General features: G+C 63.6%; 17 protein-coding genes and 2 riboswitches. Of the genes, 10 read left to right on the top strand and 7 right to left on the bottom strand.

Annotated features, from left to right (window positions below):
- The first annotated feature begins 278 nt into the window (after positions 1-278).
- The gene (locus F6S08_RS14140) at positions 279-1,346 is read left to right on the top strand and encodes an ABC transporter substrate-binding protein (protein ID WP_065927909.1); all 1,068 of its coding nucleotides are present in this window, start codon (positions 279-281) and stop codon (positions 1,344-1,346) included.
- On the opposite strand, the gene F6S08_RS14145 is transcribed toward F6S08_RS14140, so the two are convergent.
- On the bottom strand, positions 1,343-1,561 hold the full coding sequence (locus tag F6S08_RS14145; RefSeq protein WP_027606482.1) for a DUF2970 domain-containing protein: 219 nt from the start codon (positions 1,559-1,561) through the stop codon (positions 1,343-1,345). The two genes, F6S08_RS14140 and F6S08_RS14145, sit on opposite strands and share 4 nt — an antisense overlap.
- Before the next feature lie 52 nt (positions 1,562-1,613).
- Positions 1,614-5,324, bottom strand: a complete 3,711-nt coding sequence (gene metH, locus F6S08_RS14150; protein WP_315871762.1) for a methionine synthase — start codon at positions 5,322-5,324, stop codon at positions 1,614-1,616.
- A 165-nt stretch (positions 5,325-5,489) separates the two neighbouring features.
- Here metH and F6S08_RS14155 point away from each other — a divergent pair, with 165 nt between their 5' ends.
- Positions 5,490-7,781, top strand: coding sequence for a fatty acid cis/trans isomerase (locus tag F6S08_RS14155; protein WP_315871763.1), 2,292 nt, complete (start codon positions 5,490-5,492; stop codon positions 7,779-7,781).
- Positions 7,782-7,874: 93 nt separating this feature from the next.
- Positions 7,875-8,459: a Fe-S biogenesis protein NfuA gene (gene nfuA, locus F6S08_RS14160; RefSeq protein WP_017136914.1), complete on the top strand. Its 585-nt coding sequence runs from the start codon at positions 7,875-7,877 to the stop codon at positions 8,457-8,459.
- Between the two features lie 506 nt (positions 8,460-8,965).
- Here nfuA and cobM read toward each other — a convergent pair.
- From cobM to F6S08_RS14180, 4 genes are all read right to left on the bottom strand, one after another.
- Entirely contained in the window at positions 8,966-9,712 is a 747-nt protein-coding gene (cobM, locus tag F6S08_RS14165; protein ID WP_315871764.1) for a precorrin-4 C(11)-methyltransferase, read from the bottom strand.
- Between the two features lie 70 nt (positions 9,713-9,782).
- A complete protein-coding gene (locus F6S08_RS14170) occupies positions 9,783-10,175 on the bottom strand; it encodes a cobalamin biosynthesis protein (protein ID WP_315871765.1) in 393 nt (130 codons plus the stop codon).
- Positions 10,172-10,876, bottom strand: coding sequence for a CbtA family protein (locus F6S08_RS14175; protein WP_065927904.1), 705 nt, complete (start codon positions 10,874-10,876; stop codon positions 10,172-10,174). The genes F6S08_RS14170 and F6S08_RS14175 overlap by 4 nt, the downstream gene beginning before the upstream one ends.
- Positions 10,877-10,887: 11 nt before the next feature.
- Positions 10,888-11,076 carry a CbtB-domain containing protein gene (locus tag F6S08_RS14180; protein WP_027606475.1) on the bottom strand — a complete coding sequence of 63 codons (189 nt, stop codon included), beginning with the start codon at positions 11,074-11,076 and terminating at the stop codon, positions 10,888-10,890.
- 96 nt (positions 11,077-11,172) lie between these two features.
- A riboswitch (cobalamin riboswitch) is annotated at positions 11,173-11,378 on the bottom strand.
- Positions 11,379-11,420: 42 nt separating this feature from the next.
- Positions 11,421-11,621, top strand: a riboswitch (cobalamin riboswitch).
- A 92-nt stretch (positions 11,622-11,713) separates the two neighbouring features.
- Here F6S08_RS14180 and cobW point away from each other — a divergent pair.
- The 4 genes from cobW (at position 11,714) to F6S08_RS14200 (ending at position 18,320) form a co-directional block, all read left to right on the top strand.
- The gene (gene cobW, locus F6S08_RS14185; RefSeq protein ID WP_065927903.1) at positions 11,714-12,775 is read left to right on the top strand and encodes a cobalamin biosynthesis protein CobW; all 1,062 of its coding nucleotides are present in this window, start codon (positions 11,714-11,716) and stop codon (positions 12,773-12,775) included.
- 3 nt (positions 12,776-12,778) lie between these two features.
- On the top strand, positions 12,779-16,540 hold the full coding sequence (cobN, locus tag F6S08_RS14190; RefSeq protein WP_315871766.1) for a cobaltochelatase subunit CobN: 3,762 nt from the start codon (positions 12,779-12,781) through the stop codon (positions 16,538-16,540).
- A gap of 125 nt (positions 16,541-16,665) precedes the next feature.
- Entirely contained in the window at positions 16,666-17,664 is a 999-nt protein-coding gene (locus F6S08_RS14195) for an ATP-binding protein (RefSeq protein ID WP_065947748.1), read from the top strand.
- Positions 17,665-17,717: 53 nt separating this feature from the next.
- Positions 17,718-18,320: a vWA domain-containing protein gene (locus F6S08_RS14200; RefSeq protein WP_137212488.1), complete on the top strand. Its 603-nt coding sequence runs from the start codon at positions 17,718-17,720 to the stop codon at positions 18,318-18,320.
- 63 nt (positions 18,321-18,383) lie between these two features.
- Here F6S08_RS14200 and F6S08_RS14205 read toward each other — a convergent pair whose 3' ends face one another.
- Positions 18,384-19,331 (bottom strand): DUF1853 family protein, encoded by a 948-nt coding sequence (locus F6S08_RS14205; protein ID WP_074846412.1) that lies wholly within the window; start codon positions 19,329-19,331, stop codon positions 18,384-18,386.
- 146 nt (positions 19,332-19,477) lie between these two features.
- Here F6S08_RS14205 and F6S08_RS14210 point away from each other — a divergent pair, with 146 nt between their 5' ends.
- The 3 genes from F6S08_RS14210 to F6S08_RS14220 are packed head-to-tail and all read left to right on the top strand — an operon-like array spanning position 19,478 to position 22,205.
- Positions 19,478-20,368 carry an NAD(+) kinase gene (locus F6S08_RS14210; RefSeq protein ID WP_003190745.1) on the top strand — a complete coding sequence of 297 codons (891 nt, stop codon included), beginning with the start codon at positions 19,478-19,480 and terminating at the stop codon, positions 20,366-20,368.
- Positions 20,365-21,339 carry a metallophosphoesterase gene (locus tag F6S08_RS14215; RefSeq protein ID WP_161985732.1) on the top strand — a complete coding sequence of 325 codons (975 nt, stop codon included), beginning with the start codon at positions 20,365-20,367 and terminating at the stop codon, positions 21,337-21,339. Before F6S08_RS14210 ends, F6S08_RS14215 begins: the two co-directional genes overlap by 4 nt.
- Positions 21,336-22,205, top strand: coding sequence for a rhomboid family intramembrane serine protease (locus tag F6S08_RS14220; RefSeq protein ID WP_065927898.1), 870 nt, complete (start codon positions 21,336-21,338; stop codon positions 22,203-22,205). Before F6S08_RS14215 ends, F6S08_RS14220 begins: the two co-directional genes overlap by 4 nt.
- Positions 22,206-22,218: the final 13 nt, after the last annotated feature.

The raw sequence follows: 22,218 nt of genomic DNA on the forward strand, positions 1-22,218 counted from the left end.
ATACCCACATTTGTCATGCGGGCAATCGTGAACTTTACTGTGATCGTGTTTGAGTGCAATCACCTATAAAACCGACAAGAGGCGATGCAATGAGCAATCCGACCAAAGCCCGTAAACCTGACAGTACCGTTGATGCCTGGGCCATTCTGTTCCTGATCATTCTGGTGGTGGGAACGGCCGTTTTCTGGGTCAGCCACCAATAAAGGACGTTGATTGAGCCTCGATTGGTTCAGGCATTGCCACTATCATGGCGGCCTATTTTCGAGGCTCAAGCATCCATGTTGAAGGTGTTGATTACGTGTGTCTGGTTGCTGGGATCGACGTATGGGGTGATGGCTCATGCAACGTCGGTGGTGTTTCTCAACCCGGGCATGTCGACGGAAACCTTCTGGGTCAGCTACGCGCAATTCATGCAGGCCGCCGCCAAGGACCTCGGCCTGGACTTGCGCGTGCGTTATGGCGAGCGTGATGCCGGCAACACGCTGGCTCAGGCGCGTGAGGTGCTGCAAGGCAGCCAGCGGCCCGATTACCTGGTGCTGGTGAATGAGCAGTACGTTGCACCGCAGATCCTGCGCATGGCCGAGGGCAGTGGCGTCAAGCTGCTGCTGGTGAACAGCGCGCTGACATCCGATCAGGCGCAATTGCTGGGAACCCGCCGTGGCATCCGTTTGATCGGCAGCCTGGTGGCTGACGATGAACAGGCTGGCTACCTGATGCTCCGTGATCTGTTGCGCCAGCACGGTCCGGTTGCGCCGGGCGAGCCCCTCGACCTGTTGGCGTTTTCCGGGACCAAGTCCACCCCGGGGGCGCAATTGCGTGAGCGCGGCATGCGTCGGGCGCTGGCCGAGCATCCCGAGGTGCGCCTGCGTCAGTTGGTCTACGGCGAATGGAACCGCGAACGCGCCTTCGAACAAGCGACGCAACTGTTCAAGCGCTACCCGCAGACGGCGCTGGTGTGGTCGGCCAACGATCAGATGGCGCTGGGCGCCATGCAGGCGCTGCAGGGCAGTGGGCGGTTACCGGGCAGGGACGTGCTGTTCAGCGCGGTCAACAGCTCGCCGGAGATCCTGCAGGCACGCCTGGATGGACGCTTGTCGTCCCTGGTCGCCGGGCATTTCACCGTGGGCGGCTGGGCCATGGTGTTGGTCCATGACGATGCCAAGGGCCTGGACATTGGCGCCTATGGCGGACGCGACCGGCAGTTGGCGCTATTCCAATTGATCGATGCCGGCCAGGCGCGGCGCTTGTTGGGGCCGACACCGTCGGTGAATTTCCGCGCGTTGTCCGCCCAGGACAAGCCCGTGTCCTATCGTTACCCGTTCAGCCTGCACCTGCTGCTGCGCTAGACGCCGGCCAGGTGCAGCACCAGTTTGACGATGCCGAACAGCGTCAAGGCGAATACTGCTGTGAACAGAATGCCCAGGATCACGAAGTGGCTGGGCTTGCCGTGGGTGAAGTCGCGGGCGCGATTCTTGCCGCTCTGCACGCCAAACGCAGCGGCCATGACGCTGTGGAGCATCTGCCAGAAGGTCGGCGGCTTGTTGTTGACTGGATCGTCCATACGTCCCTCGACACAAGGTGTGTGAGGGACAGCATAGACAATCCAGGCCGGCTTAGTTGTCGTAGCCCAGGTTCGGCGCCAGCCAGCGCTCGGTCACGGCCAGGTCCTGGCCCTTGCGCGCGGAGTAGCTGGTCACCTGATCCTTGTCGACCTTGCCCACGGCAAAGTACTGCGCCTGCGGGTGGGCGAAGTACCAGCCGCTGACCGCCGCCGCCGGGAACATCGCATAGTGCTCGGTGAGGAACACGCCGCTGCGCCCAGCCTGCATTTCGCGGGCCTCGGGGTCGAGCAGTTGGAACAACTGGGCTTTCTCGGTGTGGTCCGGGCACGCCGGGTAGCCGGGGGCAGGGCGGATGCCGCTGTACTGCTCCTTGATCAGCGCCTCGTTGTCCAGTTGCTCGTCCTTGGCGTAGCCCCAGTGTTCCTTGCGCACCTGCTGGTGCAGCCACTCGGCACAGGCCTCGGCCAGGCGGTCGGCCAGGGCCTTGACCATGATCGAGTTGTAGTCGTCACCCGCGTCCTGGTAGGCCTTGGCCACTTCTTCGGCGCCGATGCCGGCGGTGGTGATGAAGCCACCGATGTAGTCGGTCACGCCGCTGTCTTTTGGAGCGACGAAGTCGGCCAGGGAGAAGTTCGGCTTGCCGTCGGTCTTGATGATCTGCTGGCGCAGGTGGTGCAGCCTGGCAATCGGCTGGCCGTCTTCGCCGTAGACTTCCAGGTCATCGTCCTGCACCTGGTTGGTCGGCCAGAAACCGAACACCGCACGGGCGCTGATGAGTTTTTCGTCGATCAGTTTCCTGAGCATTTCCTGGGCGTCGGCGTACAGCGCGGTGGCGGCTTCACCCACCACTTCATCGGTCAGGATGCGCGGGAACTTGCCGGCCAGGTCCCAGGAGATAAAGAACGGGGTCCAGTCGATGTACTCGGCCAGGACGTTGAGGTCGATATTGTCCAGCACCCTGGAACCGGTGAAGGTTGGCTTGACCGGCGCGTAGGTGCTCCAGTCGAACTGCGGCTTCTTGGCGATGGCCGCCGGGTAGCTCAGGCGTTCGGTGCGCGCACTGCGGTTGGAGGTGCGCTCACGCACGTCGATGTATTCCAGGCGGGTCTTCTCGACGAAGCCGGCCTTCAATTCCTTGGACAGCAGCTGCGTGGCCACGCCCACCGCACGGGAGGCGTCGGTGACGTAGATCACCGCGTCGTTGCTGTACTTGGGCTCGATCTTCACCGCCGTGTGCGCCTTGGAGGTGGTCGCACCGCCGATCATCAGCGGCAGGTGGAAATCCTGGCGCTGCATCTCGCGGGCCACATGCACCATCTCGTCCAGGGACGGCGTGATCAGGCCGGACAGCCCGATAATGTCGCACTTCTGCTCCTTGGCCACCTGCAGGATCTTCTCGGCCGGCACCATTACGCCGAGGTCGACGATGTCATAGCCGTTGCAGCCGAGTACCACGCCGACGATGTTCTTGCCGATGTCGTGCACGTCGCCCTTCACCGTGGCCATCAGGATCTTGCCCTTGGCTTCCGGCTTGTCGCCTTTTTCCAGCTCGATGAACGGGATCAAGTGGGCCACGGCCTGCTTCATCACGCGGGCGGATTTCACCACCTGGGGCAGGAACATCTTGCCGGCGCCGAACAGGTCGCCAACGATGTTCATGCCGGACATCAGCGGGCCTTCGATCACTTCGATAGGGCGGGCGAACGACAGCCGCGATTCTTCGGTGTCTTCGACGATATGGGTGGTGATGCCCTTGACCAGCGCGTGTTCCAGGCGCTTGTTGACCGGCCAGCCGCGCCATTCTTCGGTCTCGGCTTCTTTTACGCTGCCGTCGCCCTTGTACTTGTCGGCAATGGCGAGGAGGGCGTCGGTGCCTTCCGGGGTGCGGTTGAGGACTACATCTTCCACGGCATCGCGCAGCTCGGCCGGGATCTGGTCATAGATCTCCAACTGGCCGGCGTTGACGATACCCATGGTCAGGCCGTTGCGGATCGCATACAGCAGGAACACCGAGTGGATCGCCTCACGCACCGGGTTGTTGCCACGGAACGAGAACGACACGTTGGACACGCCACCGGAGGTCAGCGCATACGGCAGCTCGTCGCGAATATAGGCGCAGGCGTTGATGAAATCGACGGCGTAGTTGTTGTGCTCTTCGATGCCGGTGGCGACCGCGAAGATGTTCGGGTCGAAGATGATGTCTTCCGGCGGGAAGCCGACTTCATTGACCAGGATGTCGTAGGAGCGCTTGCAGATTTCCTTCTTGCGCGCTTCGGTGTCGGCCTGGCCGGCTTCGTCGAACGCCATCACCACCACGGCGGCGCCGTAGCGCTTGCACAGCTTGGCGTGGTGAATGAACTGCTCGACCCCTTCCTTCATGCTGATGGAGTTGACGATGCCCTTGCCCTGGATGCACTTGAGGCCGGCTTCGATCACTTCCCACTTGGAGGAGTCGATCATGATCGGTACGCGGGAGATGTCCGGCTCGCCGGCAATCAGATTGAGGAAGGTCACCATGGCCTTCTTCGAATCGAGCATGCCCTCGTCCATGTTGATGTCGATCACCTGGGCGCCGGCTTCCACCTGTTGCAGGGCGACTTCCAGGGCTTCGGTGTAGTTGTCCTCGCGGATCAGGCGGGCGAAACGCGCAGAACCGGTGATGTTGGTGCGCTCGCCGACGTTGACGAACAACGAGCTGCGATCAATGGTGAACGGCTCCAGGCCCGACAGGCGACAGGCCTTGGGGATGTCCGGGATGGTGCGCGGCGCGTAGCCGGCCACGGCCTTGGCGATGGCTTCGATATGGCCCGGGGTGGTGCCGCAGCAGCCGCCGACGATATTGAGGAAGCCGCTCTGGGCGAACTCTTCGATGACCTTGGCGGTTTCCGACGGCAATTCGTCGTACTCGCCGAATTCATTGGGCAGGCCGGCGTTGGGGTGCGCGGACACATGGGTATTGGCTTTGTTGGACAGCTCTTCCAGGTACGGGCGCAGCTCGCTGGCGCCGAGGGCGCAGTTCAGGCCCACGGAAATCGGCTTGGCGTGGGCGACCGAGTTCCAGAAGGCTTCAGTGGTCTGGCCCGAGAGGGTACGGCCGGAGGCGTCGGTGATGGTGCCGGAGATCATGATCGGCAATTCGATACCGAGCGCTTCGAACACACCCTGCACGGCGAAGATCGCGGCCTTGGCGTTGAGGGTGTCGAAGATAGTCTCGATCAGGATCAGGTCGGCACCGCCCTCGATCAGGCCTTGGGTGGCCTCGGTGTAGTTCTCCACCAGTTCATCGAAGGTGACGTTGCGGTAGCCGGGGTTGTTCACATCGGGCGACAGCGAGCAGGTGCGGCTGGTCGGGCCGAGGACGCCGGCGACGAAACGCGGCTTGGCCGGGTTCTCGGCGGTCTTGGCATCGGCGATCCTGCGCGCCAGGCGTGCGCCTTCGACGTTCAGTTCATAGGCCAGTTCTTCCATGCCGTAGTCGGCCATGGAGATACGGGTGGCGTTGAAGGTGTTGGTTTCGAGGATGTCGGCTCCGGCATCCAGGTAGGCCTTCTCGATCCCGCCGATCACGTCCGGGCGGGTGAGCACCAGCAGGTCGTTGTTGCCCTTGACGTCGCTCGGCCAGTCGGCGAAGCGTTTGCCGCGGTAGTCTTGTTCTTCCAGTTTATAGCTCTGGATCATCGTGCCCATGCCGCCGTCGAGGATCAGGATGCGTTCCTTGAGGGCGTGGTGAAGGGCTTGCAGACGAGCGCTACGATCGGACATGGGACTACTCTGGTCAGGCATTACGGAGGGCGTGGATCATAACAAACCTGTGCGGATTTGCGGTATGTCCGGGTTTTGCATGAATATCGCTCATGTTGAGCGGGGGCATGGCCCGGTAGAATCACCGCCACTTTAAACCGCACGCCTTGAATCGGGACCGGATACATGTCACTTCGTCTTATCGTCAGTGCCGTCCTGGCATTGATAGCCAGTAGCGCTCTGGCAGAAGGTCCCCCCCAGGCGATCTCGTATACCCGCGACATCCAGCCGATCTTCACCGAGAAGTGCGTGGCCTGCCATGCGTGCTATGACTCCGCGTGCCAGCTCAACCTGGGCAGTGCCGAGGGCGCGGCGCGCGGTGCGACCAAAGTGCCGGTCTACGACGGCGAGCGCAGCCAGGCCACACCCACCACGCGCTTGTTCTATGACGCCTTCGGCAAGCAGGCGTGGCAGCAGAAGGGTTTTTATTCGGTACTCGACGCCCAGGGCAGCCAGGCGGCGCTGATGGCGCGCATGCTGGAGCTGGGGCATACCGCAGCGCTGAAGCCCAATGCCAGGCTGCCCGAAGAGATCGTATTGGGCCTGAACCGCGAAAACATGTGCGCCACACCCGGCGAGTTCAACGCCTATGCCGGTGCCCATCCCAAGGAGGGCATGCCGTTGGCGGTCACCGGCCTGAGTGACCAGCAGTACCAGACCCTGCAACGCTGGCTGGCCTCTGGTGCACCGATTGACCAGCAAGGCGTGGCCCCCAGCGCCCGGGAAGCCGCACAGGTGCTGCAATGGGAGAACCTGCTCAACGCCCCCGGCGCGCGGGAAAGCCTGGTGGCCCGCTGGTTGTTCGAGCATCTGTTCATTGCGCATCTGTATTTCGAAGACGGTGAGCCTGGGCATTTCTTCCAGTGGGTGCGCTCGCGTACCCCCAGCGGCCAGCCGATTGACCTGATCAATACCCGCCGCCCCAATGACGATCCCGGCACCCGTGTGTACTACCGCCTGTGGCCCGTGGAAGGGGTGATCGTCCACAAGACCCACATCACCTACCCCCTCAGCGCGGAGAAAATGGCGCGGATCAAAGCCCTGTTCTACAGCGGCGACTGGCAGGTCAGCGCCTTGCCCGGCTACGGCCCCGGCCGGCGGGCCAACCCTTTCGAGACTTTCGAGGCGATTCCGGCCCAGGCGCGTTACCAGTTCATGCTGGATAACGCCGAATACTTTGTGCGCACGTTTATTCGCGGGCCGGTGTGCCGCGGGCAAATTGCCACGGACGTGATCCGCGACAATTTCTGGGCGTTGTTCCAGGCGCCCGACCACGACCTGTACGTCACCGATGCGCGCTATCGCGGCCAGGTCACGCCGTTGCTGGCGATGCCAGGGCAGAATGACGATGTGGGCAGTGTGCTCAGCCTGTGGCTCGAATACCGCGATAAGCGCAACCAGTACGAAGCCCTGCGGCGAGACAGCTATGCCGAGTTGCCGGCACCCAGTTGGTCGACCCTGTGGGCCGGCAATGACAATGCCCTGTTAAGCATCTTCCGCCACTTCGACAGCGCCTCGGTCAATAAGGGCCTGATTGGTGAAGTCCCGCAGACACTGTGGTTGTTCGACTATCCGTTGCTCGAGCGCACCTATTACCAACTGGTGGTCAATTTCGATGTGTTCGGCAACGTATCGCACCAGGCCCAGACCCGGCTGTACTTCGACCTGATCCGCAACGGTGCCGAGCAGAACTTCCTGCGCCTGATGCCGGCCGATAGCCGCGATGCGTTTATGGATGATTGGTACCAGAACAGCGGCAAGATCAAGCTGTGGCTGGATTACGAAGCCATCGACGACGACACGCCTACTGCCTTGCACCTGGATAAAAAGGACCCCAAGCGCGACTTCGCCAACCAGTTGCTTGCCCGCTACGGTGACCTGAATGCCAGCCCGGATCCGATCAACCGTTGCGGGGGCGCGTTTTGTTCGCGCGACGGTATCGACCCGGCGCTGCAGGACGCCGAACAGGCGCTCAGCCGCCTGACTTCACGCCCGGCGGCGGGGCTCAAGGTGATTGACCAGTTACCCGAAGCGACGATGCTGCGCGTCGAAACCGCCAGCGGCAAGCGCGTGGTCTACAGCCTGCTGCGCAATCGCGCTCACAGTAACGTGGCATTTCTGCTGGGCGAGGCTTATCGCTATCAGCCGGGCCTGGACACACTGACCCTTTACCCTGGAGTGCTCAGCAGTTACCCGAACTTCATGTTCAACATCCCTGCCCAGGAAGTGCCCGAATTCGTCGCCGAAATGGAGCGGGCCAAGGACGCCAATCGCTTTGAGAAAATTGTCGACCGCTGGGGCGTGCGCCGCAGCCACCCGTTGTTCTGGCAGTATTTCCACGATTTGTCCCAGTACATCCGCGAGACGACGCCGGTGGAAGAGGGGGTGCTGGATATGAACCGTTATGAAAACCTCTGACAGAGGTCAGCGTCTTTTCCGACAAAATTACTCGGACTTTGTACCTGCGTAATATTTTGGCGTAAACTGCCGGCAAGCCTGTGAGGAGTTTCCATGACTGCCATAACCATTACCGACGCCGCCCACGATTACCTGGCTGACCTGCTGTCCAAGCAGAACACCCCGGGTATCGGCATCCGCGTCTTTATCACCCAGCCTGGCACCCAGTACGCCGAGACGTGCATCGCCTACTGCAAGCCCGGTGAAGAGAAACCTGAAGACACCGCCCTGGGGCTGAAAAGCTTCACCGCGTATATCGACAACTTCAGCGAAGCCTTCCTGGACGATGCCGTGGTCGACTACGCCACCGACCGCATGGGCGGCCAATTGACCATCAAGGCGCCCAACGCCAAGGTGCCGAACGTCAACGCCGACAGCCCGGTCAACGAGCGCATCAACTATTATCTGCAAACCGAGATCAACCCTGGGCTCGCGAGCCACGGTGGTCAGGTCAGCCTGATCGACGTCGTCGAAGACGGCATTGCCGTATTGAAGTTCGGCGGCGGCTGCCAGGGCTGCGGCCAGGCAGACGTGACCCTGCGCGAGGGCATCGAGCGGACCTTGCTCGAGCGTATTCCGGAGCTCAAGGGCGTCCGTGACGTGACAGACCACACGCAGAAAGAAAACGCCTACTACTGAGTAAGGTGTTCACTGCGAACAAAAAACGGCGCCCGTGAGCGTCGTTTTTTATTATTAAAATTCAAACAGTTATGCCATCTATCTAACAAGTAGGATTAAGTGTGGGAGGGGGCTTGCTCCCGATAGCGGTGCCTCAGCCGTCTCATGAGGAAGCTGACACACCGCCATCGGGGCATGGGTATCTACACAACTTCCAGTGAATACGGAATCTATGGCAATTAGGCTTCTGTGGTGAGCGGGCTTGCCCCGCGCTGGGTTGCGAAGCAGCCCCAAAACCTTCACCTCGATTGATTCTGGCACTCTGCGGTGACCTTATTGGGGCCGCTTCGCAACCCGGCGCGGGCGGTGCGACGATTCGACAAGCACGCTCACCACAGAGTTATGTGTCAGCCTTTAAGAGTTGTGTAGATACCTATGGCCATCGGGGGGGCAAGCCCCCTCCCACATTTTGTTCTGTGTTTAGTCATTTAAATCAATGGATTGCTTTGATTTTTTGAAGTAAATCATCAAGGTCGATAAAGGTGCGCATGCCCTGCCCGATACAACGACGACTCACTGAAACTATCACTCGCCAGTACCCGACCTACCACAATCAACGCCGTACGCCGAAAGCCCTTGGCGGCGACTTTGTGGGCAATATCGCTGAGCGTGCCGACGGCCCAATCCTGATCCGGCCATGTCGCCCGGTGTACCACGGCAATCGGGCAGTCTGCTCCGTAGTGCGGCAGCAGTTCGGCGACGATCTTCTCCAAATGGTTGACCCCCAGATGAATCGCCATGGTGGTGCCATGCCGGGCCAGGCTGTCGAAGTCTTCCCCGGCCGGCATGCGGGTTTTATCGGCGTAGCGGGTCAGGATCACGCTTTGGGCGATGTCCGGCAAGGTCAGTTCGGTCTCCAGCAACGCTGCGCAGGCGGCCACTGCGGTGACGCCGGGAATGATCTGGAAGGGGATGCCCAACTCGCGCAGGTAACGGATCTGCTCGCCAATCGCGCCATACAGGCTCGGGTCGCCGGAGTGCACGCGGGCCACATCCTGGCCGTTGGCGTGGGCGGTCTTGATCAGTTCGATGATCTGTTCCAGGTGCAGTTCGGCGCTGTTGACCACCTGTTGCGCCTGATGACCCTCCAGCACCGCCGCCGGCACCAGCGAGCCGGCATAGATGATCACCGGGCAACTGCGGATCAGGCGTTGGCCTTTGACGGTGATCAATTCCGGATCGCCGGGGCCGGCGCCGATGAAGTAGACGGTCATGGAGGATTCCTGTGGAAAAACGGGCGAGCATGAAGATTGCTCATGATCGGGATGGGCGATTATCGGGATTTTAGCCGGCGCCGGCCAATGCAAAGGTGGCCTGGGCGTTTTTCTGGCGGGTGATCAGCAAACGGGCAGGGCCGCCGCAGAGCTGTTCGGCCAGGGCCAGGGCGGCACTTTCGGCGATGCCGTAACAGCCGGTATGGGCGAAGGCGACCGTGGACCTGTGACTCAGCCTGGCTTCATAAGCCGTCAGTTGCCCGGCGCTGAAACACTGCAACGGCAGGTTGAGCAACCGGGCCAGGGCGAGTAATCCGGGCTCATCCTGCCTGCGGTCAATACTGGCCAGCGCGCTGACACGCTGACGCTCGATCCCGCCTGCGGCGAGGGCGCTGTCGAACAGCGCCAGCAGGGTGTCGACATCACAACCCCGCTGGCAACCCAGGCCGACCACCAGGGTCATGCCGAGTATTGATCGTCGCGGTTGCGGCGGAACAACCAGGCACTGATCAGGCCAAGGGCCAGCCAGAACGCCACGTTGGTCAACTGCGAAGCGATCTTGAACTGCGCTTCGAGGGCTTCCGGCGCCAGCATCGAATGGGTTTCCGGCTGCGGTGCACCGATCACATGCGGCACCACCAGGATCGCCACGCCCAGGACTTTCAGCAGCCAGTTGCGACCAAACACGATCAGCGCAATCCCGGCCGCCGTGGAGGCAGCGGTGCCGATCCACCAGATCTGCCGTTGCGCCAGGTCAGCGGCGGCAGTGCCCGGCAGCTCCGGTGGCAGGCCCAGGGTGGGCGCCAGCACAAAGGTCGCGTAACCGGCCAGGCCCCACAGCAAGCCTTGGGTCGTGCGGGTCGGTGCGCGCAGGGTGTAGAGGCCGGCCAGCATCAGGGCGAAGCCGACGGCCACCACCAGGTTGCCGCCGGTGGTCGACAGCACGCGCTGCCAGCCGTCTTCCGGCTCCCAGGCTTCGGCGTCGTGGGTGTGTGCGGCGGCGCCAGCGGCGTGCTCATGGGCCACTTCAGTCGCGGCCGGGGCCTTTTCAAAGGTTTCCGCCTGCAGAATCAGCGGAGCGACCCAGAAGCTTTGCAGCAGGGTCAGCAGCAGGGCGGCCAGCAGGCCGGTGAACCCTGCGGTTTGCGCAATACGCTTGATCATGTCGGCAGGCCTCAGTGGCACGGGAACGCGGCGCTGTGGCGGGTATCGTGGGCAGCGTTGTGCACCGCCTCGATGTGCGAGAAACCGGCGAAGTACACCAGGCACGCGCCGAGGATCGACGCACCGATGGCGGCGGTCAGGCGTTGGCTGAGGGTGGCGGAGCTGCTGGCGGTGTGCGAGGTGCTGCTGATGATCGACATGGCGCGTCCCTTTCAGGTGTCAAGGTGACACGAGCGCATGCAAACTCCGCGAGCCAGGCACGCAGGGTGTTAACAGCGCCCGCCCACCGCGGGTTTGTTATTCGATGTTATTCGGGCCGGTCTCCGGGCTTGCGAGGGACACTGGGTCTATAAAGCGTCGCCTTCCCATGCCGTACAGGCACAGTGGATCTGACGCTTCACTCGCTTACCGTTGCGGGGGCAGCACCGGACTTGTCATGACGCCATGACTCACCGGTTTCCCGTTTCACCCTGTGAAGGGCACCCGAAACAAGATGTGTAGGAGAGCATGGGCCGGGGACGGTAGTCAAATGCGGCGAGCCCCTGTAGCCTTGCACCCTCGAGGTTCTTCGGCCCAGGCCGAAGCTAAGAAGGGAACGCGGTCCAAGCCGCGGCTGCCCCCGCAACTGTGAAGGGTTTATCTGACTGCCACGCCACTGCCACTGCGGCGGGAAGGCGCAGTCGGCGCCGGTCGCAAGACCCGCAAGCCCCAAGCCAGGAGACCTGCCTCGCCACCGATTTTCCAATTCAACCGGGCGGGGTGATCCGGTGACGAAATCCGCTTCTGCGCGCCGCCGCAGTGCCTATCGTCCCGTATGCCCGCCCCAAAGGGCATCCGATGAAAACACTGGCCAAACTCCCCGTCACCATCGTTACCGGCTTCCTTGGCTCGGGCAAGACCACCTTGCTGCGCCATATGCTCGACAACGCCCAGGGCCGTCGCATTGCGGTAATCGTCAACGAGTTCGGCGAGTTGGGCATCGACGGTGAGATCCTCAAGCAGTGCTCCATCGGCTGCACCGAAGAAGAGGCCAACGGCCGTGTGTACGAGCTGGCCAACGGCTGCCTGTGCTGCACCGTGCAGGAGGAGTTCTTCCCGGTGATGCGCGAACTGGTCGCCCGTCGTGGCGACCTCGACCATATCCTTATCGAAACCTCGGGCCTGGCCCTGCCAAAACCCTTGGTGCAGGCCTTCCAGTGGCCGGAAATCCGCAGCGCCTGCACGGTTGATGCGGTCATCACCGTGGTCGACAGCCCGGCCGTGGCCGCCGGCACGTTCGCCGCGTTCCCGGATCAGGTCGATGCCCAGCGCAAACTCGACCCGAACCTGGACCACGAATCGCCGCTGCACGAGCTGTTTGCCGACCAACTGGCCAGCGCCGACCTGGTGATCCTCAACAAATCCGACCTGATCAGCGCCGAAGACCTGGCCCGTGTGCGCCTGGAAGTCGCCGAAGAGCTGCCGCCGGCGGTGAAGATCATCGAAGCCAGCAGCGGTCGCCTGCCGTTGGACGTATTGATCGGCCTGGGCGCGGGTTCCGAAGAACATATCGACGCTCGCCATAGCCACCACGATCATCACCACGAAGGTGAAGACGAGCATGATCACGACGCCTTCGATTCCATCTCCATCGACCTGCCCCAAGCCGACGAAGCGCTGCTGCTCGACGCCCTGAACCAGTTGGTGGTTCAGCACGGTATCCTGCGGGTCAAAGGCTTCGCCGCCATCCCGAACAAGCCGATGCGCCTGCTGATCCAGGGTGTGGGTACGCGTTTCGACAAGCACTTCGACCGTGCCTGGGGCGCCGACGAAGCGCGCATCACACGGCTGGTGCTGATCGGCCAGGCGCTGGACGCGGCGGGCCTCGAAGTGCAACTGCGCGCTGCCCTCAGCGTTTAACCCATGCACCTGCTCAGGACTCAGCCCGGTGGTTTCGTCGCGGACGACAATATTGCCGACCTTGGCCAAACCCCCGCCGAACTGGTGATCCTGTGCAGCGGCGATTCCAGCCTGGCGCTGCTGGCCGAAGCGGCCCAGCAGTTGCCCGAGGATTACCCCAGCCTGCGCCTGGCCAACCCGATGCAGGTGCAGAACCACGCTTCGGTCGATTTGTATGTCGACGAGGTGCTGCGCCACGCCAAGGTCATCCTGATTTCCCTGCACGGCGGCATCGGTTATTGGCGCTACGGCATCGAGCGCCTGGTTGAGCTGGCCGAGCGCGGCGTTACGCTTATCCTGGTGCCGGGGGATGACCGCCCGGACCCGGAACTCAGCGGCCTGAGCACGGTGAGTGCCGAACAGCGCGACCGCCTGTGGCACTTCCTGCGCCAGGGCGGGCTCGCTAACGCGCTGGATTTTTTCCGCTGCCTGGCCAGCGGCTACTTGGACCGCGATTACCCGTGGGCCGAGCCGCAGACCTTGCCGCGCACCGCGATCTATCACCCGCACAAAGCCAACCCTCGCCTCAATGACTGGCAGACCGATTGGCACGCGGATTGGCCCGTGGCGGCGGTGCTGTTCTACCGCTCGCACCTGCAGGCGGCCAATACCGGTTTTATCGATGTGTTCTGCCAGCGCTTGCAGGCGGCGGGCCTTAACCCGTTGCCGATGGCGGTGGCCAGTTTGAAAGAACCCGGCTGCCTGGCGGTGGTCGAGGACCTGCTGGATGAGGTCGGCGCGGCGGTGATCCTGAACACCACCGGTTTTGCCCAATCCAGCCCCGAAGCCCCGCATCTGCGTCCGTTTCGTCGCAATATCCCGGTGATCCAGGCGATCTGCGCCCAGGATAACCAGCCGGGCTGGCAGGCCAGCGAGCAAGGTCTTGGCCCGCGCGACTTGGCGATGCACATTGCCTTGCCGGAGCTGGACGGGCGCATTATCAGCCGTCCGATCAGCTTCAAGGATCTGGCCTGGCGCAGCGAGCGCAGCCAGTCGGACGTGGTGTGCTACCGCGCAGCGCCCGAACGCATGGATTTCGTCGCCGAGCTGGCGCGCCGTTGGGTCGAGCTGGCACGGGTACCGAATGAGGATAAACGCATCGCCCTGATCCTTGCCAACTACCCGACCCGCGACGGCCGTATCGGCAATGGTGTGGGCCTGGACACCCCGGCCGCCGCGCTGAATATCCTGCGTGCCCTGCAGGCCGAAGGCTATCCGGTGCCGGATCAACTGCCTGAGAGCGGCACTGCACTGATCCATGACCTGCTCGGCGGCGTCACCAACGACCTCGACAGCCTCGACCTGCGCCCCTGTCATCAAAGCCTCGGCCTGGACGACTACGAGGCGATGTTCAAGCGTTTGCCTGAATCCAACCGCCAGGCGGTGCTGGAGCGATGGGGCGCGCCGCACAACGATCCAATGTTCCGTGACGGCCGCCTGATGATTGCCGGCCTGCGCCTGGGCCAGACCTTCGTCGGTATCCAGCCGGCCCGGGGTTACCAGGTGGATGCCAGCGCGGTGTATCACGACCCGGACCTGGTGCCGCCCCATGGCTACCTGGCGTTCTACTTCTGGTTGCGCCACACCTACGGCGCCCATGGCGTGATCCATGTGGGCAAGCACGGCAACCTCGAATGGCTGCCGGGCAAGGGCGTGGGGCTCTCGGAAAACTGCTGGCCGGATGCGCTGCTGGGACCGCTGCCGAACATCTACCCGTTTATCGTCAACGACCCGGGCGAGGGCGCCCAGGCCAAGCGGCGCACCCAGGCGGTGATCATCGACCACCTGATGCCGCCGCTGACCCGCGCCGAAACCTACGGGCCGCTGCGGGACCTTGAGCTGTTGGCGGACGAATACTACGAAGCCCAACTGCTCGACCCACGCCGGGCCCGCGAGCTGCAAAAAGACATCCTCAAGCTGGTGCGCGAAACCCGCATCGACCAGGAGCTTGAGCTGGATGGCGACGCCGATGCCGCTATCTGGCTGCCACGCCTCGACACCTACCTGTGCGACTTGAAGGAGTCGCAGATCCGCGACGGCCTGCACATCTTTGGCGAATCCCCCGTGGGCCGCTTGCGCATCGACACCTTGCTGGCCTTGCTGCGCATCCCGCGTGGAGACGGCCGTGGCCCGCAATCGAGCCTGCTGCGCGTGTTGGCCAAGGCGTTCGCGCTGGGTTTTGACCCGCTGGACTGTGCCCTGGCCGAGCCTTGGACCGGGCGACGCCCGGCAGTGTTGCAGAAGATCGATGGGCAGCAGTGGCGCACCGCCGGGGATACCCGCGAGCGCTTGGAGTTGTATGCGGCGCGAATGATCGAGCAGGCGTTGGAAGGGCCGCTGGAACAGCTGGAAGAGCCCGGCTGGGAAGAGGTGAAGGCGGTGATCGAAAGCCTGCGCATCGTCGTGGCGCCACGCCTGGATGCCTGCGGCCCGGCGGAAATGCACGGCTTGCTGGAGGCCCTCGGCGGGCGCTTTGTTCCGGCCGGCCCAAGCGGTGCGCCGAGCCGGGGGCGCCTGGATGTGCTGCCGACCGGGCGCAATTTCTTCACCGTCGATGTGCGTAACCTGCCGACGACCACCGCGTGGCGCATCGGCTTCCAGTCCGCCAACCTGATACTTGAGCGGCACCTGCAGGACCACGGCGATCACCTGCGCCAGCTCGGCCTGTCGGTGTGGGGCACGGCCACCATGCGCACCGGTGGCGACGACATTGCCCAGGCCATGGCGCTGATGGGCGTGCGGCCGGTGTGGGCCACCGGCAGTCAACGGGTGGATGACTTTGAAATCCTGCCGATCAGCCTGCTGGACCGCCCGCGCGTGGACGTCACCTTGCGCGTGTCCGGGTTTTTCCGCGATGCCTTCGCCAACCTGATCCGCCTGTTCGACGCGGCGGTACAGGCGGTGGCGGCCCTGGATGAGCCGGACGACATGAACCCGCTGGCCGCCAAGGTGCGCAGTGAGCGCGCGGCGTTGCTGGCCTCCGGCCTGGATGCAGAGGCCGCAGCGAAACAGGCCGGCTGGCGTATCTTCGGGGCTAAGCCCGGTGCCTACGGCGCGGGCGTGCAGGGCGCCATTGACGGGCGCCTGTGGCAAAGCCGCGAGGACCTGGCTGAGGTCTACCTGAATTGGGGCGGCTACGCCTATGGCGGCTCCGACGAAGGCACCGCTGCTCGCGCACAGTTTGCCCAGCGCCTGAGCCAGGTGCAGGCGGTGTTGCAGAACCAGGATAACCGCGAGCACGACCTGCTCGACTCCAACGACTACTACCAATTCCAGGGCGGCATGCTCGCCGCCGTGGAAACCCTGAGCGGCGACAAGGCCGCCAGCTATCACGGCGACCATAGCCAGCCGGACCTGCCGAGGATTCGCACCTTGAAGGAAGAGCTGAACCGGGTGATCCGTTCCCGCGCCGCCAACCCCAAGTGGATCGACGGCGTGAAGCGCCACGGCTATAAAGGTGCGTTTGAAATGGCCGCGACCGTGGACAATCTGTTCGCCTTCGACGCCACCACGGCGCTGATCGACGATCATCAATATGCATTGCTCGCCGACGCCTACCTGCTGGACCCTGACACCCGGGCCTTTGCGCAGCAGCACAACCCCGCAGCGCTGCGTGATATGACCGAGCGCATGCTCGAAGCCCAGCAGCGCGGTTTGTGGCAGGAACCGGGGGCGTATCGCGAGGCGTTGGAAAACCTGTTGCTGGATATAGAAGAAGACAGCTAGAACGCGAGATGCGGCTTGTTGTGGCTGGCGGGCTTGTTGTGGTGAGCGGGGCAAGCCCGCTCACCACAAGTAGCTTGTTCATGACCGGGTGATTACTTGTACAGCAGAATTTAAAGAGAGAACGGATGACCGATATTCCCCATTTCCCACTGTCCGCCGTGGTCGCTGCCGACGACCTGAAACTGGCGCTGTGCCTGACCGCCATCGACCCGAAGATCGGCGGCGTGCTGATCGAAGGCCCGCGTGGCATGGCCAAATCCACCCTGGCCCGTGGTCTGGCGGATCTGCTGGCCAGCGGCCAATTCGTCACCTTGCCGTTGGGCGCCACTGAAGAGCGCCTGGTGGGGACCCTGGACCTGGATGCCGCGCTGAGCGAAGGCCGCGCGCAGTTTTCCCCTGGGGTGCTGGCCAAGGCCGACGGCGGCGTGTTGTATGTGGATGAAGTCAACCTGCTGCCCGATCACCTGGTGGACCTGTTGCTCGACGTCGCCGCCAGCGGCACCAACCTGATCGAACGCGACGGCATTTCCCATCGCCATTCGGCGCGCTTTGTGCTGATCGGCACCATGAACCCGGAGGAGGGCGAGTTGCGCCCGCAGTTGCTGGATCGCTTCGGTTTTAACGTGGCGCTGAGCGGGCAGACGCTGCCGGCCGAGCGCGGGCAGATCATCCGGCGGCGCCTGGATTTCGACAGTGACCCCGCCGCGTTCTGCACCCAGTGGGCCGGGCAGCAGGCGGCGTTACGCGAGCGCTGCACCCAGGCGCGGGCGCGGCTGGACAGTATCGAGCTGGATGATCAGGCCCTGGCGCAGATCACCGAGCGTTGCTTTGCCGCCGGTGTCGACGGCTTGCGCGCCGACCTGGTCTGGCTGCGCGGCGCCCGGGCCCATGCGGCGTGGCGGGGCGCGGATACCATTGCCGAAGAAGACATCGAAGCGGTGGCGGAATTCGCCTTGCGCCACCGTCGCCAGGCGCAATCCCCACCGGCCAGTCCACCCAAGCCAGGGCAGGCGCCGACACCCTCGGACACCTCGCCCGGCCAAGGCCAATGGGGCGATATGCCCGCACCGGCCCTGCCTACTGGCACGCGCCGAGACGTGCCCACCTGGCCAAAAAAGCCCTAGGCATTCGCCCCCGACCTGACGCGGGGGCGGATGCCCGGCCCAAGGCGGGGCGACTGGACAACGGCAGGCAGGGCAAGGCACGCAGCGCACAGCTGGGTTCGATCAACTGGCCGGGCACCTTGCTCGGCGGCCGGCCGCACTCCCGTGGAGACCTGCGCTACCACCTGCGCAGCCGCTCGGCCCATGAGTTGTGGCTGGTGATCGTGGATGCGTCGGCGTCCACGCGGCGGCATCGTGCATTAACCGACGCCAAGGGCTTGCTCGCCCAGCTGTTTGACAATGCTTACCGGCAACGGGCGCGCATAGCGTTGTTGACCGCCAGCGGCCAGGCGCCGAAGTGGCAGGTACAGGGGTTGAAAGCTGCGAAAGGCCTGGCGGGCTGGCTGGATCAGTTGGGCGCGGGCGGTGGTACGCCGTTGCTGGCGGCGCTGACCGAGGCCGGGCATTGGCTGGTGGCGCGGCGCAAGCGTTATCCGGCCGAGCAGCAGCGTGTACTGGTGATTACGGATGGGCGGCTGAAGGACATTACCGGGTTGCCGTTACTGGCGTGTGCGGGGTTGCTGGTGGATATCGAGCGCGGGCCGATCAGGTTGGGGCGGGCCCAGGAGCTGGCGGTGGGGTTGCAGTTGGATTATCGGCATATCGATGAGTTGTAGTGGCGGTACCACAGCCATCGGGGGCTTGCCCCGATGAGGCCCTCACATACACCACACACTCTATCAACCAGCCCCCGGCACATTCGGCCAAAGATCCGCCACCAGGAACAAGCGCTCGGCTTCCTCCCAATCCGCGCCGTTCTGCACCATGCGCACCAGCAGCTGCGCAGGCGCCATCGGATCAAGGTCTGCCAGCCAGGCCCGCATCTGTTCTTCACTCCACACTTCATCCGCCGGGTAATGCGCCGGCGCCAGCCACGCGTGCCGGGGCAACGGTTGCCAGCGGCCTGGCGCACTGGCGCTGACAAAATCCCGCCAGTCCCGCTGATGCAACCAGCGCCCGCGCAGATGCTGCGGGTGTGCGCCTTGGGGCGGTTCGGCCAGCCCAGGCCAGGGATAGAGCAAATACCCGCCGAGCCACAGGTGCGCATCAAACTGCTGAATATCCAGGGCTGCCAACACCTCGCGGCTTTCTGCGCGCGCCGAGATCGGCAGTTGATGCTGGGCCAGGTGCGCCAGCTTGCGGTCCAGCCGATCGTGGCAGCCTGGGCCCAGCCATTGCGCGGTGTCCTGGCCGTTGCCGTCCTGCGGGCCCAGGTAGAGTTTGATCGCCAGTTCCAGGTGATGCACGCCATTGCGGTCGCGCAGCAGCATGTCCAGTTCGCCCAGTGTGTGCCCGGCGCGGCGGATCGGCAGGTTGGCGGCGAGCAACTCCACCCCCGGCGCATGCTGCACGGCGAACTGCCACAGGCGTTCGTAGTACAGGCCCAGGCGCCGGGTGCGTGACAGGCTCAACCAGTGCTGCAAGGCGCGGCTGTCCTGGTCGAGTGCGCGTAGCCAGTGTTCAAGACGGTCGGGCGCCTGCACCCAGTCGCTGCCCGCCAGCGGGTGGCGCTGCGGCCACGGTGTCTGCGCGAGCATCGGCGGGGCAAGCATCACCCACGCCAGGTCGCGCACCTCGGGGTGGCGCAGCTGGCGGGGCAGGTTGTGCAAATCCGGGAACACAGTCATGGTCCGAGCATAGCCTTTTAACCGTTGCGCAGGGGGCTGAGAACCGTTGTCATCAAGGCTTCACGGCGACAAAGGATTTTGCCTGAGCCGGCCTTTCGCCCATAATCGTTTCTTTTTTGCCCCACCCCCAATCCCGCAGGAGCCCCATGGAGCACTTTCGCAATATCGGCATTATCGGTCGCCTGGGCAGTACCCAGGTGTTGGACACCGTCCGCCGGCTGAAAAAATTCCTGCTGGAACGCCACCTGCATGTGATCCTCGAAGACACCATCGCCGAAATCCTCCCCGGCCACGGCCTGCAAACCTCCTCGCGCAAGATGCTCGGCGAAGTCTGCGACATGGTCATCGTGGTCGGCGGCGACGGCAGCCTGCTCGGCGCGGCCCGGGCCCTGGCGCGGCATAACGTGCCGGTGCTGGGGATCAACCGTGGCAGCCTGGGGTTTCTCACCGATATCCGCCCCGATGAGCTGGAAGTCGAAGTGGCCAAGGTGCTCGACGGCCATTACCTGGTGGAAAACCGCTTCCTGCTGCAGGCCGAAGTGCGCCGCCACGGCGAAGCCATCGGCCAGGGCGATGCGCTCAATGACGTGGTGCTGCACCCGGGCAAATCCACGCGGATGATCGAATTCGAGCTGTATATCGACGGCCAGTTCGTGTGCAGCCAGAAGGCCGACGGCCTGATCGTCGCCACGCCCACCGGCTCCACCGCCTACGCGCTGTCGGCCGGTGGCCCGATCATGCATCCCAAGCTCGATGCCATTGTGATCGTGCCGATGTACCCCCATATGTTGTCCAGCCGGCCGATTGTGGTCGATGGCAACAGTGAGCTGAAAATCGTGGTGTCCAAAGACATGCAGATCTACCCGCAAGTCTCCTGCGACGGGCAGAACCATTTCACCTGCGCCCCCGGTGACACCATCACCGTGAGCAAGAAGGCACAGAAGTTGCGCTTGATCCACCCGCTGGATCACAACTACTACGAAGTGTGCCGCACCAAGTTGGGCTGGGGCAGCCGCTTGGGGGGTGGAGGCGACTGATGCTCGATCCCGCGCGTAGCTACGACCTGATTGGTGACGTGCACGGTTGCGCTCATACCCTTGAGCACTTGCTCGACCAGATGGGTTACCACAAGCAGGGCGGCACCTGGCGCCATCCTTCGCGCATGGCGGTGTTCCTCGGCGATATCATCGACCGTGGCCCACGCATTCGCGAGGCGCTGCATATCGTCCACGACATGGCCGAGGCCGGCCAGGCGCTGTGCATCATGGGCAACCACGAGTTCAATGCCCTGGGTTGGGCCACACCGGCGCCGCCGGGCAGTGGCAGGCAGTTCGTGCGCGAGCACACCCCACGGCATGAGCGGCTGATCCACGAGACCCTGACCCAGTTCGAGCAGCACCCGGCCGACTGGCACGACTTCCTCGCCTGGTTCTACGACATGCCGCTGTTTGTCGATGCCGGGCGTTTCCGCGTGGTGCATGCGTGCTGGGACGACGGCTTTATCCAGCCGCTGCGCGCGACGTTCCCGGATGGCTGCATCGACCGGCACTTCCTGCAGGCCGCCGCCGTGCCCGGCAGTTTTGCCTGCAACGCCTTCGACCGCCTGTTGCGCGGCACCGATATGCGCTTGCCGGACGGCCTGACGCTGACCGGTGGCGATGGCCTGACGCGCTCGTTCTTCCGCACCAAGTTCTGGGAGGACGACCCGAAGACCTACGGCGACATTGTGTTCCAGCCCGACGCACTGCCGGAGCCGGTGGCGCGCACGCCATTGTCGCCCCATGAAAAGAATTCCCTGCTGCGCTACGGCGCCGACGAACCCTTGCTGTTCGTCGGCCATTACTGGCGCAGCGGCAAACCGGCGCCGATCCGCCCGAACCTGGCGTGCCTGGACTACAGCGCAGTGCTGTACGGCAAGCTGGTGGCGTACCGCCTGGACCAGGAAACCCGCCTGGATCCGCGTAAATTCGTATGGGTTGACGTTGAGCGACCCGAGGTGACTGTATGAGTGCCGTGCCCGTATTGCGCTTGCCGTTGAGCGTCGACCTGGGCGGTTTCGTGAAACTGCTGCAACGCATGCAAGTGCCCCATCGCGTCAGCGAAGAAGCCGGCGAGCAGGTGCTGTGGGTGCCCGAGACCCTCAGCGATGACGTGCGCGTGCTGTACCAGCGCTTTCCCGCCGGTGACCCGGACCAGCAACTGGATATTCCCGAACAGGCGCCGGTCACACGTCCGGGCTTTGTCCAGCAAGTGCGCCATAGCCCGGTCACGGCGCTGGTGCTGCTGGCGAGCATCATCGTCGGCGCCGTGACCTTGCTCGGGGAAAACCTGCAGGCCATGAGCTGGCTGACCTTCCTGCCGTTCCGGGTGATGGGCGAGTACATCCAGTTCACGCCGTTCGCCGACATGTTGGCTTCCGGCCAATGGTGGCGGCTGTTTACGCCGATGCTGATCCACTTCGGCATCCTGCACCTGGCCATGAACGGCATGTGGTACTGGGAGCTGGGCCGGCGTATCGAAGTGCGCCAGGGCAGCATCAACCTGCTGGGCCTGACCCTGTTGTTCAGCCTGGTCTCCAACTACGCGCAATATGCCTACGGTGGTCCCGGCCTGTTCGGTGGCTTGTCCGGCGTGTTGTATGGCCTGCTCGGGCATTGCTGGATCTTTCAACTGCTCTCGCCCAACCCGGCCTATCGCTTGCCCCGTGGGGTGCTGGTGATGATGCTGGTGTGGCTGGTGTTGTGCCTGTCGGGGCTGGTGTCGATGATCGGCTTCGGCGAAATCGCCAACGCTGCCCATGTCGGCGGCCTGGTTATCGGTTGCCTTACCGGTTTGCTCGGCGGTGTGTATAACCGTCGCAAATCCTCTCTTTGATAAGGAAGAGCCT

Source organism: Pseudomonas sp. JV449, assembly GCF_032424295.1.
GTDB lineage: Bacteria > Pseudomonadota > Gammaproteobacteria > Pseudomonadales > Pseudomonadaceae > Aquipseudomonas > Aquipseudomonas marginalis.